The 17525-nt window shown below is 32.0% G+C and carries 20 protein-coding genes and 1 pseudogene; 14 read left to right on the forward strand and 7 right to left on the reverse strand.

What is annotated here, in order from left to right; all coding sequences use genetic code 11:
• Window positions 1–211 precede the first annotated feature (211 nt).
• Window positions 212–640: an NUDIX domain-containing protein gene (locus HX088_RS11025; RefSeq protein ID WP_171623965.1), complete on the forward strand. Its 429-nt coding sequence runs from the start codon at window positions 212–214 to the stop codon at window positions 638–640.
• On the opposite strand, the gene HX088_RS11030 is transcribed toward HX088_RS11025, so the two are convergent.
• From HX088_RS11030 to greA, 4 genes are read right to left on the reverse strand one after another with little or no spacing between them, the layout of a single operon-like run.
• Window positions 637–1020, reverse strand: a complete 384-nt coding sequence (locus HX088_RS11030; RefSeq protein ID WP_171623964.1) for a hypothetical protein — start codon at window positions 1018–1020, stop codon at window positions 637–639. The two genes, HX088_RS11025 and HX088_RS11030, sit on opposite strands and share 4 nt — an antisense overlap.
• Window positions 1021–1590 carry a tetratricopeptide repeat protein gene (locus HX088_RS11035; RefSeq protein WP_225539033.1) on the reverse strand — a complete coding sequence of 190 codons (570 nt, stop codon included), beginning with the start codon at window positions 1588–1590 and terminating at the stop codon, window positions 1021–1023.
• Between the two features lie 3 nt (window positions 1591–1593).
• Entirely contained in the window at window positions 1594–1986 is a 393-nt protein-coding gene (locus HX088_RS11040; protein ID WP_286484172.1) for an HIT family protein, read from the reverse strand.
• A gap of 21 nt (window positions 1987–2007) precedes the next feature.
• Window positions 2008–2487, reverse strand: a complete 480-nt coding sequence (greA, locus tag HX088_RS11045; RefSeq protein WP_171623961.1) for a transcription elongation factor GreA — start codon at window positions 2485–2487, stop codon at window positions 2008–2010.
• Window positions 2488–2619: 132 nt separating this feature from the next.
• Between greA and HX088_RS11050 the strand changes: the two genes are divergently transcribed.
• The 8 genes from HX088_RS11050 (at window position 2620) to HX088_RS11085 (ending at window position 9109) form a co-directional block, all read left to right on the forward strand.
• Window positions 2620–3069: a hypothetical protein gene (locus HX088_RS11050; RefSeq protein WP_286484173.1), complete on the forward strand. Its 450-nt coding sequence runs from the start codon at window positions 2620–2622 to the stop codon at window positions 3067–3069.
• 186 nt (window positions 3070–3255) lie between these two features.
• A complete protein-coding gene (eno, locus tag HX088_RS11055) occupies window positions 3256–4548 on the forward strand; it encodes a phosphopyruvate hydratase (protein ID WP_171623959.1) in 1293 nt (430 codons plus the stop codon).
• Between the two features lie 79 nt (window positions 4549–4627).
• Window positions 4628–5911 (forward strand): citrate synthase, encoded by a 1284-nt coding sequence (locus tag HX088_RS11060; protein WP_171623958.1) that lies wholly within the window; start codon window positions 4628–4630, stop codon window positions 5909–5911.
• Window positions 5912–6044: 133 nt separating this feature from the next.
• Window positions 6045–6713: a sterol desaturase family protein gene (locus HX088_RS11065; RefSeq protein ID WP_171623957.1), complete on the forward strand. Its 669-nt coding sequence runs from the start codon at window positions 6045–6047 to the stop codon at window positions 6711–6713.
• A 38-nt stretch (window positions 6714–6751) separates the two neighbouring features.
• Complete coding sequence (locus HX088_RS11070) at window positions 6752–7660, forward strand: M28 family metallopeptidase (protein WP_286484174.1); 909 nt, start codon at window positions 6752–6754, stop codon at window positions 7658–7660.
• A gap of 90 nt (window positions 7661–7750) precedes the next feature.
• Window positions 7751–7945, forward strand: a complete 195-nt coding sequence (locus HX088_RS11075) for a hypothetical protein (RefSeq protein ID WP_171623955.1) — start codon at window positions 7751–7753, stop codon at window positions 7943–7945.
• 127 nt (window positions 7946–8072) lie between these two features.
• A complete protein-coding gene (locus HX088_RS11080) occupies window positions 8073–8411 on the forward strand; it encodes a PadR family transcriptional regulator (protein WP_171623954.1) in 339 nt (112 codons plus the stop codon).
• Window positions 8408–9109, forward strand: coding sequence for a hypothetical protein (locus tag HX088_RS11085; protein ID WP_171623953.1), 702 nt, complete (start codon window positions 8408–8410; stop codon window positions 9107–9109). Before HX088_RS11080 ends, HX088_RS11085 begins: the two co-directional genes overlap by 4 nt.
• 26 nt (window positions 9110–9135) lie before the next feature.
• Here the strand turns inward: HX088_RS11085 and aqpZ are convergent.
• Together aqpZ and gcvP are read right to left on the reverse strand one after the other, a co-directional pair.
• Window positions 9136–9850: pseudogene (gene aqpZ, locus HX088_RS11090) on the reverse strand (aquaporin Z).
• A gap of 147 nt (window positions 9851–9997) precedes the next feature.
• Window positions 9998–12853: an aminomethyl-transferring glycine dehydrogenase gene (gcvP, locus tag HX088_RS11095; protein ID WP_286484175.1), complete on the reverse strand. Its 2856-nt coding sequence runs from the start codon at window positions 12851–12853 to the stop codon at window positions 9998–10000.
• A gap of 213 nt (window positions 12854–13066) precedes the next feature.
• Here gcvP and hisE point away from each other — a divergent pair, with 213 nt between their 5' ends.
• From hisE to HX088_RS11110, 3 genes are all read left to right on the forward strand, one after another.
• Window positions 13067–13426 (forward strand): phosphoribosyl-ATP diphosphatase, encoded by a 360-nt coding sequence (gene hisE, locus HX088_RS11100; RefSeq protein WP_225542654.1) that lies wholly within the window; start codon window positions 13067–13069, stop codon window positions 13424–13426.
• A gap of 18 nt (window positions 13427–13444) precedes the next feature.
• Entirely contained in the window at window positions 13445–14221 is a 777-nt protein-coding gene (locus HX088_RS11105; protein ID WP_286484176.1) for a M48 family metalloprotease, read from the forward strand.
• 140 nt (window positions 14222–14361) lie between these two features.
• Window positions 14362–14655, forward strand: coding sequence for a hypothetical protein (locus HX088_RS11110; RefSeq protein ID WP_260544261.1), 294 nt, complete (start codon window positions 14362–14364; stop codon window positions 14653–14655).
• A gap of 419 nt (window positions 14656–15074) precedes the next feature.
• On the opposite strand, the gene HX088_RS11115 is transcribed toward HX088_RS11110, so the two are convergent.
• Window positions 15075–15476 (reverse strand): thiol-disulfide oxidoreductase DCC family protein, encoded by a 402-nt coding sequence (locus HX088_RS11115; RefSeq protein WP_286484177.1) that lies wholly within the window; start codon window positions 15474–15476, stop codon window positions 15075–15077.
• A 72-nt stretch (window positions 15477–15548) separates the two neighbouring features.
• Here HX088_RS11115 and HX088_RS11120 point away from each other — a divergent pair, with 72 nt between their 5' ends.
• Complete coding sequence (locus HX088_RS11120; RefSeq protein ID WP_286484178.1) at window positions 15549–16937, forward strand: HTTM domain-containing protein; 1389 nt, start codon at window positions 15549–15551, stop codon at window positions 16935–16937.
• Window positions 16938–16977: 40 nt separating this feature from the next.
• Window positions 16978–17481: a DUF2314 domain-containing protein gene (locus tag HX088_RS11125; RefSeq protein ID WP_171623830.1), complete on the forward strand. Its 504-nt coding sequence runs from the start codon at window positions 16978–16980 to the stop codon at window positions 17479–17481.
• The last annotated feature ends 44 nt before the right edge of the window (window positions 17482–17525 follow it).

Here is a 17525-nt window from a genome sequence, read left to right on the forward strand (position 1 = left end):
GGATAGTAGTGGAAATCCTTTTGTTTGACAAAGGATTTTGTTTTTAGGTGCTATGTTACTCCAAACAAAAGATTGCAACGGATAGCCCGACCGAGCGCTAAGGGATTCATATTATTTAAGAGGATGATGGTTGGCGAGGGAACGCCCAGAAAGAAATTTATAGAATATTATCAAATATTATTTACTTTTAGTTTTTAAATAAGTTAGAGAAATGAAACCATTTAATGTACGTATATATGCGTTATTGGAACATAAGGGAAAAGTATTGGTGATTCATGAGCCTTTTCAGGGAAAGTTGATTTATAAGTTTCCTGGAGGTGGTTTGGAATTTGGTGAAGGAACGAAAGATTGTTTGAAACGCGAGTTTAAAGAAGAGCTAAATCTTGATGTAGAAATTGGTTCGCATATTTTTACACAAGATTTTTTTGTACTTAATGCTTTTGATCCTACTGAACAAGTTTTATTAATTTATTACAAAGCTACTGTTAGTGAAAAGTCATTGGCACAATTAAAAATTTTGGATGCTGATATCAACGAATTGTTGTGGATAGAGGTTAATGACTTGGATTCAAATCAATTTACACTTGACGCCGATAAAGTGGTTGTAGACTTGTATAAAAAAGAAAACTTCGAATCCTAAGACTCGAAGTTTATAATTTTTTGATCATCGAAATACTGAATAACAGCGTATTTCATTAACAAAGTTTGTTCGTTGGTTTTGAGTGGTGGTAAATCTTCCAATAACTCAAAATGTGGCCAACCATCTGGATCTTGTCCTTCGAAACGATAAAAACCGAAAGGCTCTAACACTCGACAAACGGCGATATGAAGTAAATTTAGTTTATCATCTTTTTTAAATCGTTTTTTTCCTTGTCCCAATTCTTGGACACCAATTAAAAAAAGTATTGTATCTAAATCTGGTCGTTCACCGTCCGTGAAATTTTGCATGAAGAATTCTTCAATCTGCTTCCACTTGTTATTATTTGATGATGATTCTTCTGTTAATTTTGAAATATCCATTTAGAATTTACGTCCTTTATGACGCATATGTGGGTTTTGTAATTGCGAATTACTAACGTTGAAACGTTTCATTTGGCCGTTCATCATTTTGATTTGATCAGTAAACATTCCTTTCGAGTCGTTTTTCTTCGCTTCTTTTATATAACCTTCAGCTTCTTTCTTTTTACCTTTTGCCATTGCTGCACCAGCCAATGATAAGTTTGCCATTGCTCTGTCGTGGTCAAAAGATAAACCGTAGTTTAAGGCTTCTTTCATGTATTTTTCTGAAACGGCAACATTATCTTGCGCTTCAGTAATTCCCATCATGTAATGAAAATATCCCATTTGTTTTGGAATTAATTCTGTTGATGGATTCTTGATTCTTTGTAACCATTTTTTCGCTTTTGCCATATCCTCTTTGCGTAAAAACCAGAACGCTAACAAGATGTTTTCGTTTCTGAAATAAAATAAAATAGGAAATACAGCGACTAATAACGAAACAAATCCCCAACCATATTCGCGAGTGCTAAACAAAAAGATTGCTAAAGCGATTAATACAGCGGCGATTACTAATTTAATGTATTTGTTCATCGTTTATAAATATGATTTGATACTATCTGCAATTTCGATCATTTTCTCGGCAGATAATTGAAGTTTTGGATTTGAGAAATTGATATCTTGCATTGTATTTAGAGGAACCAAATGTACATGTACATGTGGTACCTCTAATCCAACAACTGCTACACCAACTCGTAGACAAGGTATAGCTTTTTCTATAGCTTGTGCAATTTCATACGAAAAGTCCATTAAACCTAAATAGGTTTCTTTGTCTAAATCGAAGATTTTATCAACTTCCTTTTTCGGGATTACCAATACATGTCCTTCTACCAAAGGGAAGGCGTCTAAAATAGCGATGTAATGATCGTTTTCAGCAATTTTGTATGATGGTATTTCTCCGTTTATAATTTTAGTGAAAATGCTTGCCATATGTTTTTAATTTTTGAAATCTTAGTCCAAAGATATTTCTAAAATTTCAAAATTTAAAGTCATTCCGTTAGGTAATGTAATTTCTGCAACATCACCAAGAGATTTTCCTAATAATCCTTTTGCAATTGGTGTGTTAACTGAGATGCGCATTTTAGCTAAATCAGCTTCAGATTCTGGTACCAAAGTGTACACTAATTCTTGTCCGTTAGCTGTATTTTTTATTTTAACTTTTGATAAGATAGAGACTTTTGAGTGGTCTAATTTAGATTCATCTATAACACGAGAAAAAGCAACAACTTCTTTTAATTTAGCTATTTGCATTTCTAACATTCCTTGTGCTTCTTTTGCAGCATCGTATTCTGCATTCTCAGATAAATCACCTTTATCACGTGCATCAGCAATTTGTTGCGAAATTTTTGGACGCTCAAAAGTTTCTAACTGATGAAGCTCTTCACGCAACTTTTCTAATCCTTCTTTCGTTACATATTGTATATTTGCCATAACAACAATGTTTAATTAATTTTTTATTAAATAGTGATATAAAATAAATAATCCTACACATATCGTCGATATGCGCAGGACTATTCTATTTTTCTATTACAAAGATAGTAAAAAATATATACCAATTTAAAAATGAAAGAGTTTATTAAAACGATTCTAAATAAAGTTTTGTTTTTAGGTGCACTTCTACTAATTTTTCAATCATGTAATACAGATGATGGAACGGTAAGTTGCGTTCCTTTAACGACTGTAAATGTTGCCATCAACACAACATTACCATTGTATGCTAATCTTAATAATCCAGGTGGTTGGGTTTATGTAAATGAAACGATGGCAGGTACAAGAGGAATAATTGTAGTACGAACAGCCTCAGGTTATAAAGCGTATGATCGGAATGCCCCACATATATGCCCAACTGAAAAATCTACATTGTACGTAGAAGAGGATATTAAAATTGTTTGTAAAGAAGATGGTGCAGAATGGATGTTATTAACAGGACAACCTACTAAAGTTGCGAATCGTGCTCCACGTACATATCAAGTATATGCAACACAGAATGGTGTCATAACTATTACGAATTAAAGATTATTAATAATTGAATTATATTTACAAAAAAAATGGAATTATGATCTAATACTATGCGTGCATAAATAAATTAGATTATTTTTGGATTAAATTATTTTTAAAAAAAGATAATTTCGTTGTAAAGCTTATCCAAATCCATTATTTTTGGTAAATTAAATTATTATCAAATAAAACATAAACATAATGAGCATTATTTCGCATATTCATGCAAGACAAATTTTAGATTCTCGTGGTAATCCTACAGTAGAAGTTGACGTCATAACAGAATCAGGTATATTAGGACGTGCAGCAGTTCCGTCTGGAGCATCTACAGGAGAATATGAAGCGGTAGAATTACGTGACGGTGGAGATATTTACTTAGGAAAAGGAGTATTAAAAGCAGTTGAGAATGTAAATGACGTTATTGCTCCAGAATTAATTGGTTTCTCAGTTTTCGAACAAAATTTAATCGACCAAGTGATGATTGATTTAGACGGAACAGAAAACAAAGCGAAATTAGGTGCGAATGCGATTTTGGGTGTTTCATTAGCGGTTGCAAAAGCAGCAGCAGAAGAATTAGGTTTACCATTATTTAGATATATTGGAGGTGTTAATGCGAATACATTACCAGTTCCAATGATGAATATTGTAAATGGAGGTTCTCACTCTGATGCGCCAATCGCTTTTCAAGAGTTTATGATTATGCCAGTTCAGGCAGCATCTTTCTCGGACGCTTTGCGCAAAGGAACAGAAGTTTTTCATTCACTAAAGAAGATTTTACACGATAGAGGTTTATCTACAGCTGTAGGTGACGAAGGAGGTTTTGCTCCGACTTTTGAAGGAACAGAAGATGCTTTAGATACAGTAATTTTAGCGATAGAAAAAGCAGGTTATAAAGCAGGTGAAGAAATTATGATTGCATTAGATTGTGCATCATCAGAATTTTACCATGATGGAAAATACGATTATACAAAATTCGAAGGAGATAAAGGAGCTATTCGTACTTCTGCAGAGCAGGCAGCTTATTTAGCAGAATTAGCAGAAAAATATCCGATTATTTCGATTGAAGATGGTATGGATGAAAATGATTGGGAAGGTTGGAAAATTTTAACGGATAAAATTGGTGATCGTGTACAATTAGTTGGTGACGATTTGTTGGTGACAAATGTTAAGAAATTAGATCAAGCAATTGAAACAGAAACAGCAAATTCAATCTTAATCAAATTTAATCAAATTGGTACATTAACAGAAACAATCAAAGCGGTACAAATGGCACAAAATGCACGTTACACAGCAGTAATGTCTCACCGTTCTGGAGAAACTGAAGACGCTACAATTGCTGATTTAGCTGTTGCATTGAACACAGGACAAATTAAAACAGGTTCTGCATCTCGTTCTGATCGTATGGCAAAATATAACCAATTGTTACGTATCGAAGAAATTCTTGGTGAGACTGCTATCTTCCCAGGTCTTAAAGCTTTTAAAGTTAAGCGATAAAATTATTTAGGCTGATAATTATCAGTCCTGAATTAATAAATTATTAGTAAATTACGCAATAAATAATATAAACTATAAAATGTCAGATAAGGTAATATTAAATTACAATGGAAATGAGTTGGAACTTCCAGTTACAACAGGTTCAATGGACGAAAAATCTATTGACATTTCTAAGTTAAGAAGTGCTACTGGGTTAATCACAATGGATCCAGGATATAAAAATACAGGAGCATGTGAGTCTAAAATTACATTTTTAGATGGTGAAGAAGGGAAATTGATGTACCGTGGCTATCCTATTGAGCAATTAGCAGAGAAATCTTCTTTCGTAGAAGTAATGTATTTGTTAATCAAAGGAGAATTACCAACGCAAGCTGAATTAGATAAATTTGTAGCAGATATTAATGAGTATAACCATGTATCGGAAGATTTAATTAAAATCTTAGATGCATTCCCAAGTTCAGCTCATCCAATGGGAGTTTTAACTTCTTTGACAGCTGCATTATCAGCTTTCAATCCAAAAGTTGTTGATGTTACTTCTCCAGAAGATATGTACAAAGCTGCTGTAACTTTATTAGGGAAATTCCCAGTTTTAGCATCTTGGACACAAAGAAAAATCAAAGGTTTACCAGTAAATTACTCTAACGATAAATTATCTTACGTAGAAAACTTTTACCAATTGTTATTCAAAAAACCAGGTCAAGATTTAGAATTAGACCCAGTTATTGTTGATGCAATTGATAAATTATTAATCTTACACGCAGATCACGAGCAAAACTGTTCTACATCAAGTGTACGTTTAGTAGGATCTTCTCACGCAGGTTTATTCGCTTCAATCTCTGGTGGTATCTCAGCTTTATGGGGACCATTACACGGAGGTGCTAACCAAGCAGTATTAGAAATGTTAGAAGCAATCAAAAATGATGGTGGAGACGTAGATAAATACTTAGCGAAAGCAAAAGATAAAAACGATCCATTCCGTTTAATGGGATTCGGACACCGTGTTTATAAAAACTTTGACCCTCGTGCGAAAATCATCAAAGTTGCTGCTGACAACGTTTTAGAGAAATTAGGCATCAATGATCCTATTTTAGATATTGCGAAAAAATTAGAAAAAGCTGCTTTAGAAGACGAATACTTCAAAGCAAGAAACTTATATCCAAACGTAGATTTCTATTCAGGAATTATTTACAAAGCGTTAGATATCCCTACAGAAATGTTTACAGTAATGTTTGCTGTTGGACGTTTACCAGGATGGATTGCTCAATGGATGGAAATGCGCGAAACGAATCAACCAATTGGTCGTCCTCGTCAATTATACACAGGAGCTCCATTACGTGATTACGTTGATATTGAAAACAGATAAGAAATTTCTTATTGACTATATAATCCGAAAATCAAATCTTGATTTTCGGATTTTTTTTAACAATTAATTCCCAAATATTTTTTGTTTAAAACGCGTTTAAGCTTTATTTTTAAGTGATTTAAATTTTGTTCCTATGAAATTTGAGAAAATACATAATAAAGGTCAAGCGCAAATATTCGAAAACAAATATCTGGAAATGTTGACAAAAGGTCATCCTGCAGTTATTTGGGGAATGTATATTCCATTACTTTCTTATTGTGTTTATTATGGAATTTCGCGTTACGAATTATCTACACTAACAGTTGTTTCTATTTTTTTTGGAGCGATGTTATTCTGGACATTGTTCGAATATTTTGCGCATCGTTATCTTTTCCATTGGACAGCTGAACAAAAAAGTTTGAAACGAATTGTTTATATTTTTCATGGTAATCATCATCATTATCCACGCGATAAACAACGGCTTTTTATGCCTCCAGTGCCGAGCATTATTTTAGCTTCTTTTATATTTTTTATTCAATATTTAATTTTAGGAAAATACACTTTTGTTTTTTTTCCTGGTTTTATGATTGGCTATTTATTGTATGCGTCTATGCATTATTTGATTCATGCTGTTGCGCCGCCTTTCAAGTTTATGAAACCTCTTTGGCGCAATCATCATTTGCATCATTATAAAAACGAAGAGTTAGGTTTTGGAGTGTCAAATACATTTTGGGATCGAGTTTTTGGAACGATGTTCGATCTAAAAAATGAGAAAGAGGATAAAGAAAAAGTAAAAGAATTGATGTTTGAGAAGAAAAGTTAATTTTTTGTATCTTCCGTCAAATTATCACACTCAGAAAAATGAAAAAATATACTTTACTTGCAATTGGATTACTTGCATTCAATCAAGCAAATGCGCAATATTCGATAGAAAATCAAAAGCAATATGTCGAAGAATTAGCTTCTGATGCTATGAAAGGTCGAAAATTTGGAACAACAGAAAATCGTTTGGCTGCTGAATTGATTGCAAAAAAGTTCAAAGAAAATAATCTAAAACCATGTGTTGGTGATTCGTATTTAATCAAATTTGAACATAAAGGTAAAACAGGACAAAATGTTTGCGGAATCAAAGAAGGTAAATCGACTGATATTTATGCTGTAGGTGCACATTTTGATCATGTTGGGACAAGTGATAAAAGCGAAGATAAAATCTTTAATGGTGCTGATGACAATGCAAGTGGAACATCGGCTGTAATGGCGTTGTCTGATTATTTTAAGAATAAGAAAGTGAAGCAAAACATGATGTTTATGGCTTTTGATGCAGAAGAAATTGGATTAATTGGTTCTAAAATGTTGGTTGAAAATCCGGATTTCCAAAAATATTTACCGCAAATGAAAGTGATGTTGAATTTAGAAATGATTGGAACGGTATCTGCTTTTGGCGAAGGTAAAGTGTATATGACAGGAAGTGATCGTTCGGATTTGATGGAGATTATGAATAAAAATTCTTGCAAAACGTTTAACGTAGAGCACGATCCTTATTTACAACAGCAATTGTTTTTCCGTTCAGATAATGTAAACTTTGTCAATCATAAGGTGGTTTCTCACTCACTTTCATCGGTCAATATGGAAAATCAAAATCATTATCATCAAGTTAATGATGAAATTTCGGTGATTAATTTTAAAAATCTTTCAACAATCACAAAAGGAATTGGACGTAGCTTAAATAAAATGATGAAGAATAATGAAGCACCAAAATATTTAAAATAAAATTTAATCCGTTCTACTTGAACGGATTTTTGTTTACCATATTTTGTAACAAGTAATCTAAAAAATCAACTAATATTGAAAATGATCTAAATGAGTAAATTAATCAATCCTTTAAGTTGTTGTATTCTTGCAATTTTGTTATTTTTAATTCTTTCGGTTAATTTCTTTCCAATCGAAGGATTAGAAAAATTATACAAATATAGAATTGTATTGATTGTGCTTTATGTTATGTTGCGATTATTAAAACATTTTGTATACAAAGAAAACATCAAAACAAAGGAATAGAATTGTAACAGGAAGCTTCGAACAATCCTATATTTTAATTAACATATTATTTTACAGATTTTTTACTGAAAGAGGAGAATAATTAAAAAAAAATATTATTTTTACTATACATAAGTAAATTAGGTATATGATAGATGTTCAATTTTATAAAGGAACCTTACAACCAATTATCTTAAAATTATTACAAGATAATGGTAAAATGTATGGTTACGAGATTATAAGTAAAATAAAAATCCTTTCTAATAATCAATTTGAAATCAAAGAAGGTGCTCTGTATCCTATTTTACATAAGCTCGAAACCCAAAATGTAATTGAAGTTGAAGCAGTAAAAATAAATGGAAGAATCCGTAAGTATTACAAATTAACCGAAATTGGACAAAAAGAAACTGTCAATCGATTAGCGTCACTGAATGAAACAATAGATCAAATACAGAATTTAATTAATCCTAAATTGTCTAATCTATGAGAAAATTAAATGAGATTGAAATTGAAAAATTATTTCAATTTACTAAGAATCATTATGTAGAATATTATGATTTACAGATTGAGTTAGTTGATCATTTGGCTTGTGGAATTGAAGAGCAATGGAATTTTGATGAAACAATTTCTTTTGAAGATGCTTTAAAAATTGAGTTTAAAAAATTTGGTGTATTTGGATTTTCAGATATTGTTGACAACAGGAAATTAGAACTTCAGAAGAAATATAAAAAACTGATTAATAGAGCAATTTTAGATCATCTAAAAAAGAAAGAATACATTGGATTGATTTTACTTTTTGCTCTTGTTTATATGCTTTTTACTTTGATTGATGAAAAAATTACTTTTGCTGTTGTAGTAATACTTTTTTATGGTTTTAGTATTTTTCAACTTATTCGATTGAATAGGGAATATAAACGTAAAACAAAAAAGTTGGGTATAAAATTAGTTTTGGTAGAAACGATTTATAAAAATTTTATATCTATTTCAGCTGCTTCGGGAATATTTAATTTAGGTATTCAGTTAATTCTTCATTTAAATGTTAATTTCTTTTATTTGAATTTAGGTGCAGCTATATTGTTACCCCTATTATTTTTAATTTTATATGTTTCGTGCTATTATTTACCTAAGCATTCCGAAGAAATATTAAAGGAATTGTATCCAGAATATCATTTAATAATAAATTAAAAAAAGCTCCTTTTGGAGCTTTTGGTTTATGTATGACTTTCGTCTTTTTGTAATAAAAATTTGTAGATTAATCCTCCAACAATTGCTCCTGCGATTGGAGCAACCCAAAATAGCCATAGTTGAGAAAGAGGTTCTCCTCCAACAAAAATAGCTTGTGATGTAGATCGGGCAGGATTTACAGATGTGTTAGTGATTGGAATAGAAATTAAGTGGATTAATGTTAAAGCTAAACCAATAGCGATTCCAGCAAATTTTCCGTTTGCAAATTTATCTGTTGCACCTAAAATTACAATTAAGAAGAAAGCTGTTAAGACAAATTCTGCTAAAAAAGCAGCTTGCAAGCTATAACCATGCGGAGAAAAAGCACCATATCCATTGGATGCAAAAGCACCTGCTTTTGTGTTGTCAATAGCAAAATCTGAGTTTCCGGATGCGATTAAGTATAAAACTCCTGCAGCGGCAATTGCGCCTAATACTTGCGAAATGATATAAGGAAGAAGTTGTTTTCCATCAAATCGTCCGCCAGCAAATAATCCGAATGATACCGCGGGATTAAAATGTCATCCTGAAATATGACCAACAGCATAAGCCATTGTCAAAACTGTCAAACCGAATGCAAGTGCGACTCCCATGTATCCAATTCCTAATTCTGGGATTCCTGCAGCAAAGATAGCACTACCACAACCAACCTCCAAAGACTAACCAAAAAGTACTGAAAAACTCGGTAGCATAATTTTTTATAATGTTATATTAAAAGTTTAGTTGGAATGAATTTAGGAAAAATTTTAATAACAAACACTTTTTATTGCTTTTATTATGAAAACAAAAAAAACGCTCTGAGAAATCAGAGCGATTTAATATTTAGAAAAGTCTATTTTAAAATTTCTATTAGTCCATATAAGCCTCAATTGGGGCACATGTACAGATTAAGTTACGATCTCCGTATGCATCATCAATTCTTGATACTGAAGCGAAGAATTTACGCTCGCGAACCCATTCTGCTGGATATGCAGCTTTAGAACGAGAGTAAGGATATTCCCACTCGTCAGCAGTAATCAAATGAATAGGGTGAGGCGCATTGTGTAATACATTGTTATCAACTGGATAATCTCCGTTTGCAACTTCGTCAATTTCTTGACGAATAGAAATTAATGCATCACAAAAACGATCTAATTCTGCTTTGTTTTCAGATTCTGTTGGCTCTACCATCAAAGTTCCTGCTACAGGGAAAGATACAGTAGGTGCGTGGAATCCATAATCAATCAAACGTTTTGCAATATCAGTTACTTCGATACCTGCTTTTTTGAATGGACGACAATCTAAGATGAATTCGTGTGCTACGACATTATTTGCATTTGTATATAAAATATCAAAATGTTTTTCTAAACGCGTTTTCATGTAGTTGGCATTCAAGATAGCACCTTGTGTAGCTTTCAATAAACCTTCTGCACCTAACATTAAAATGTATGAATAAGAAATTGGTAAAATGAATGCAGAACCATAAGGAGCCGCAGCGAATGTATTTGTAGCTTCTTTTCCTCCAGTTTCGATTAATGGAGAAGAACCTAAGAAAGGAGCTAAGTGTGCTTTTACACAAATTGGTCCTACACCAGGTCCACCGCCACCGTGAGGAATAGCGAATGTTTTGTGTAAGTTTAAGTGACAAACGTCTGCACCAATATTTCCCGGAGAAGTTAATCCAACTTGTGCATTCATGTTTGCACCGTCCATATAAACTTGTCCTCCGTAGGCGTGAATCATTTCAGTAACTTCTTCGATATTGCTATCAAAAGCACCGTAAGTTGATGGATAAGTAATCATCAAGGCAGCTAAGTTATCTTTGTGTTTTTCACATTTTTCTTTTAAATCAACTAAATCTGTTTCACCAGATTCTAAGTTTTTCACCACAACAACTTGCATTCCTGCCATTGCAGCAGAAGCAGGGTTCGTTCCGTGAGCAGATTGCGGAATCAATGCCACATTTCTGTGTCCTTCTCCTTTTGCCTCAAAGTAAGAACGAATAACCATTAAACCTGCATATTCTCCTTGTGCACCAGAGTTTGGTTGTAAAGAAGTTGCATCAAAACCTGTGATTACAGCTAAATAATCTTCTAAGTTTTTGATTAATGTTTGGTAACCTTCTACTTGTTCTTTCGGTGTGAAAGGGTGTACATTCCCCATTCTTTCCCAAGACATGTGCAATAATTCTGTTGCAGCATTCAACTTCATTGTACAAGAACCTAATGCAATCATCGATTGATTAAGCGCTAAATCTTTACGCTCTAAACGTTTGATGTAACGCATTAATTCTGTTTCTGTATGATATAAATTGAAGTTTTCGTGTGTTAAGAAATCAGAAGTTCTGATTAAGTCTTGAGGTAAATAAGTGTCTTCAACTTCAAATTCAAAACCTTCTTCCGTATTTTTGATTGTTGCAAAAACACTTAAAATTTCGAAAATATCTTCTTCAGAAGTCATCTCATCAATTGTGATTGAAATTTTTCCGTTTTCGAATCCATTTACATTGATTTCTTCTTCAGCAAAAATTTTCACAATTTCGTCCGAGTTTTCAACCTCGATTTGAACGGTATCAAAAAATGCAGTATTTACTGTTTTAAATCCTAAATGTTGAACACCAGCATTTAAAATTCCAGCTTTTGTGTGAATTTCATTTGCGATATATTGTAACCCATCTTTTCCGTGGTAAACCGCATAAAAAGAAGCCATAACCGCTAACAATACTTGTGCTGTACAAATATTAGAAGTAGCTCTTTCGCGTTTGATATGTTGTTCACGTGTTTGTAAAGCCATACGAAGCGCATAGTTCCCTAAACGATCTTGAGAAACTCCAATAATACGTCCTGGAATTACACGTTTGTATTCTTCTGTACAAGATAAGAAAGCTGCGTGTGGTCCTCCGTATCCCATTGGAACACCAAAACGTTGAGAAGTACCAATTGCAATTTCAGCTCCCCATTCACCTGGAGGTGTTAATAATGTTAAAGCTAATAAATCTGTTGCTACGGCTACTTTTACGTTTACTGCGTTTGCTTTTTCTACAAATGATCTATAGTTATTGATTTGTCCTCCTTTTCCGATGTATTGAACAATCGCTCCGAAGAAATCTTCAGTTAATTCTGTCGTTTCAAAGTTTCCTACAACTAATTCAATTCCTAAACCATGTGCTTTCGTTTCTAAAACCGCTATAGATTGTGGAAATAAATTATCTGCTACAAAAAATTTGACAACGTTATTTTTCTTTTGATCACGAGAACGAGATTCAAATAACATGTGCATTGCTTCACCACATGCAGTTCCTTCGTCTAATAAAGAAGCATTTGCAATAGGTAAACCTGTTAAGTCAGAGATAACAGTTTGAAAGTTTAATAAAGCTTCTAAACGTCCTTGCGCAATTTCAGCTTGGTATGGTGTGTAAGCTGTGTACCATCCAGCATTTTCTAATACATTACGTTGAATAGGAGCTGGTAAAATTGTACCATAGTATCCATATCCAAGATAATTTTTTACTTTTTTATTTTTTGAAGCGATTTCAGCTAAATGATTAATAGCTTCAAATTCTGATAAAGCTTCTGGTAAATCCAAAGCATTTTTCAATCGAATATTCTGAGGAACTGTAGCCTCAATTAAAGAATCAATAGAATCTTTCCCAATTACAGAAAGCATTTCAGCTGCCTGCTGTGCATTGTTTCCAATATGTCTAATGGAAAAATCGTTTGTGTTCATTGTGTTTGCGCTATGTTTATTTTCGCGTAAAAATACATTTTTTTCTCTTAAAATAAAAGCAAAAAAGAATGATAATAATTAATCGAATGAATGAGTTAGAAAAATAGTTTTTATAAAATAATTAAGAATAAAAACGTTCTTTTTTTTAAAAATTAGTAATATTGGCAATAAAATTGAGACAGTTAATTCGATAGAATTGCTTAATTTTATTCTATGTTTAAAAAATCTATGCAAACAGACGATTTTATGGAACTTAATGAAAATATTTCTGAAGTCAAAAAAGAGAAAAAATTTCCTTTTCTAAAAAAATTGGAAATCATGATGGAAGATGCAAAATTGCAAGATGCGAAAAAATCTAAAATGAAACGTGTTCATAAAAAAGGAAATTCGCAAATCGCAAAAAAAATGGGTGAAGAAGCTGTAGAAATGGTGATCGCTTCGGAACAAGATAACGATGAAAACTTTTTAGAGGAATCGGCAGATGTTTTCTTTTATTACCTTATGGCGCTACATGCCCGTGGTTTTGAACTGAAAGATGTCTTGGAAATTCTGAAGAAAAGACACAAAAAATAATAAATACCAAATACTACTATGCAAAAAGGCGGGACGTCGATAAAATTAATTGTTGCAGCTGCAATTGTTATTTTCTCTGTGATTAAATATTTTTCTTCTTCTTCTATTAATGAATTAACAGGTGAAAAGCAGTATATATCATTGACCAAGGATGATGAAATTGCAATAGGAATAAATTCGGCTCCGCAAATGGCACAAGAATTTGGTGGATTATCTCAAAATTCACAATACCAAGAAATCGTAAAACGAGTAGGAGCAAAAGTTGTCAATAATAGTGATGCTCATAAAACTAATTATCCTTTTCAGTTTTATGTGTTAGCTGATAATCGTACGGTAAATGCTTTTGCATTACCTGGTGGACCAATTTTTATTACCGAAGCGTTGTTGACACGTTTGCAAAGCGAAGATCAATTGGCTGGTGTTTTAGGCCACGAAGTTGGTCATGTTATTGCACGTCACAGTGCAGAACAAATGTCGAAGCAAGAACTTTCGCAAGGAATTGCAGGCGCAGCTGGAGTTGCTGCTGGAGATGTTAATTCAGCTTATTATGCACAAGTTGTAGCGAATATGGTAAATATGAAATATGGTCGTGATGATGAATTAGAGTCAGATGATTTGGGTGTACGATTTATGATTCAGGCAGGTTATAATCCTGAAGCATTAATTGGTGTGATGGATATTTTAGAAGAAGCATCAGGAGGAAGCCAAGTGCCAGAATTTCAAAGTACGCATCCATCGCCATCTAATCGTCGTGAAAAAATAAAAGCAGCTATTAATGAATATAGAAATCAGTGATGAAGTCGAAAATTCATTTTACTTTTATTGAAATTCTTTACTTGCTACAAATAATTTGTTGTTATATTTTTTATTGCTACACGATTGGTTTTGTTCAGAAAATTAATCATGATACTTACATAGAAGTTTCTTCGTACTTAATGAATCCAGGAGAATCTGATGATAATGTTATAGCTATGTTAGGTTGGTTGTCTCTTGTAGCTTTTATGATTAGTATCTGGCTTAAGAAAAAGATAATACTATTATTTTTCTATTTGACGTTTAGTTTGTTATTCTTTTTTTTAATTCAAATGGGAGAAATAGATTCAACAATTCTTTATGGGAATTATATTTTGTTATTAATAATGCTAATTTTAGGAATATTAACACTTTACCTTTTTTATTTGTTAGCTAAAAAGTTTTTAAACAAAAATTCAGATAATCAAAAAATATAATGAAAGTCCATTTTTCTTATCTTGAAGTTTTATATTTGATTCAATTAATCTGTTGTTTTTTATTTATTAAATACACAGATGGATTAGGGTATATGCAAGGAGATGAATTTTATTATACTACTCAATTACATTCTTCAGGAGGAGAAGATGAAGTTTCGATTTATAGTTTAGGATTTGTAACAGTCTTATTTTTTCTAATTAGTATTTTTTCAAAAAGAAAATATAGAGTGTTATCATTTTATTTATTGTTTGCCTATTTTTCACTGTTTTTAATACAAATGGGAGAAATAGATTCAACAATACTAAATAGAAACTTTGTTCTCTTGATAATTGTAATTATAAATCTTTTTTTGACTTTTTATTTTTGGGTAATTCTTTTTAAAAAGATTAAAAAATATTTGAATCAAGAAGTTTAAAAATTAATCAATAAACTTCGTTTTCAATTCTGGTGTAGGTAACCAACAACTTTCTTGTTTTCCAAACCAACGATAACGATTTTTTGCAATAAAACTATACACGATATCACGCAAAGGTTTTGGCACAATCATAAAAATAGTTAACCAAGAAGTTATTCCGTCCAAATGTTTAGCAATTTTTAGCGCAGCAGAAGATTTGGTATAAAATTTATCATCTTCGATAAAAACGACCGAATCAAATTGAGCGGTGTCCAAATCATTTTCTTTCAAGAAATTTTGTCCAAAATCTGATTGTAACGAAGCAAAACGAAATTGATTTCTTTTGTCATGTTCGATCACAAACTGAACCGATTGATTGCATAAATTGCAAATTCCATCAAACAAAATAATTTTCCTCGTTTTCATACAATAAATATACGCCAAAAGTAGCTAAACTCTAAAGGTTATTTTTAAATTAGCCAAAATTAACAATCAATCATGTTTAGCGAATACTTATTCCGAAAAGTTGATAATTCTCCACTTGTAATTTTCCGAATTATATTTGGTTTATTAATTGTTGCCGAATGTTGGGGAGCCATTTTTACAGGTTGGGTACAAAGTAATTTTGTAGAGCCACAATTGACATTTTCGTTCATCGGATTCGAATGGACAAACGTTTTCTTGGGCTATAATATGATTTATTTGTACGTGCTCATGGGAATTTTAGGATGGTGTATTGTATTTGGTTTTGCATACCGTTTTTCAATCATTTTATTTTCTATTTTATGGTCGTTAACGTATTTCATGCAAAAAACAAGTTATAACAATCATTATTATCTGTTTATGCTGGTTTCGTGGATGATGACAATAATCCCTGCGCATCATTTCTTTTCGATTGATAGTTTAATTTTTCCAAAGATAAAGCGATTAACCATGCGCAATTGGGTGTCAACATTGTTTATTATTCAATTATTGATTGTTTATACTTTTGCGGCTTTTGCTAAGATTTATCCCGATTGGTTTAATGGTGTTTTTTTACAAATGAAATTTCAAGAATATGGAGATTTATTGACATATAAATACAATTTAAACGAATTAGGAAATGCTGTAAGCAGTTTAGAATTTGCTCAAGTAATTGCTTGGTTGGGATTCTTTTTTGATTTATTGATAATTCCTGCAATGTTGATAAAAAGAACTCGTGGAATAGCTTTCAAATGTGCTTTATTTTTTCATATTTTTAATTCAGCCGTTTTTGGAATTGGAATATTTCCATTCTTTTCGTTAGCCATGTTGATTTTCTTTTACGATCCCATTAAAATTCAGGAAGTAGTTTTTCCTAAAAAATCGTTTATGATGGATCGTTCAGATGACGATAATTTATTAACAACTCGTCGCGTAATGTTCTCCTATTTGATGTTTTTCTATGTGATTTGGCAAGTTTATTTACCCATTCGTCATTATTTTATTCCAGGCAATGTTTTTTGGACAGAAGAAGGGCACCGTATGGCTTGGCGTATGATGTTACGAAATAAATTTGGAGAAGTAAGTGTCTTTGTTTCTAAACCTGATCCACTTAAAAAAGGTAAATTCCTTGAACGAGAAAAAGTAGATTTGACCAAATATTTGACGTTTAAACAAATCTCTAAAATGGCTGTTAGTCCAGATATGATGTGGCAATTTGCACGATTTGTAAAACAAGATTATGAAGAAAAAGGGATAAAAGATGTCAAAGTTTTTGTTGATGCAAAAGTAGCTGTTAATGGAAGTGAATATTATCAATTTACAAATCCAAACTATAATTTGGCCTATACAACATGGAGTTATTTCGGGCATCAAAAATGGATACAACCAACACCAAAAGAATTGAATTTATCTTATTTTGAATAAATTTCGTAACTTTATACGACAACAATCAAAGAATACAATTATGAAATATACATTATTTGCAGTGGCTTTTTCAGCTTTATTGTTCTCGTGTGGAAACAAAGAAAACGCAGGAGTTAGTGCTTACAAGGGAATGGATAAGCAGAAACAGGAGCAAAAAGATTTGGATAGTATTGGGAAAGAGGCTCAACAAACGTTTGATGATTTTAAATTAGCTTTGTCAATGAAAGATACGACAACAACAAATTTTATGATTCAGCAAAAATTTCCAATTCCAAAATCTGAATTGAAAGAAGGTATTTGGGTAAGTGATATTGTGAATAATAATGATACGTTGAAAGGTGTTGTAAATAGCCAAGTACAATATATAAAAGAACTTAAAATGGGGGATACAATCATAATCGATCCTACTAAAATTGGTGATTGGATGTATTATAAAGCTGATAAAATGATTGGCGGTTTTACGATAAAATATTTGCGTAATAAAATGACTCCTGAACAGCGTGCTACATATGACGAACAATTTAAAGTGAAATTTGAAGATTAATTTCGTTTCAAAAAATAAGAAAATCAAAAGGCAATCTTTCGTTA

This window comes from Empedobacter sp. 225-1 (genome assembly GCF_030328185.1).
Lineage (GTDB): Bacteria > Bacteroidota > Bacteroidia > Flavobacteriales > Weeksellaceae > Empedobacter > Empedobacter stercoris.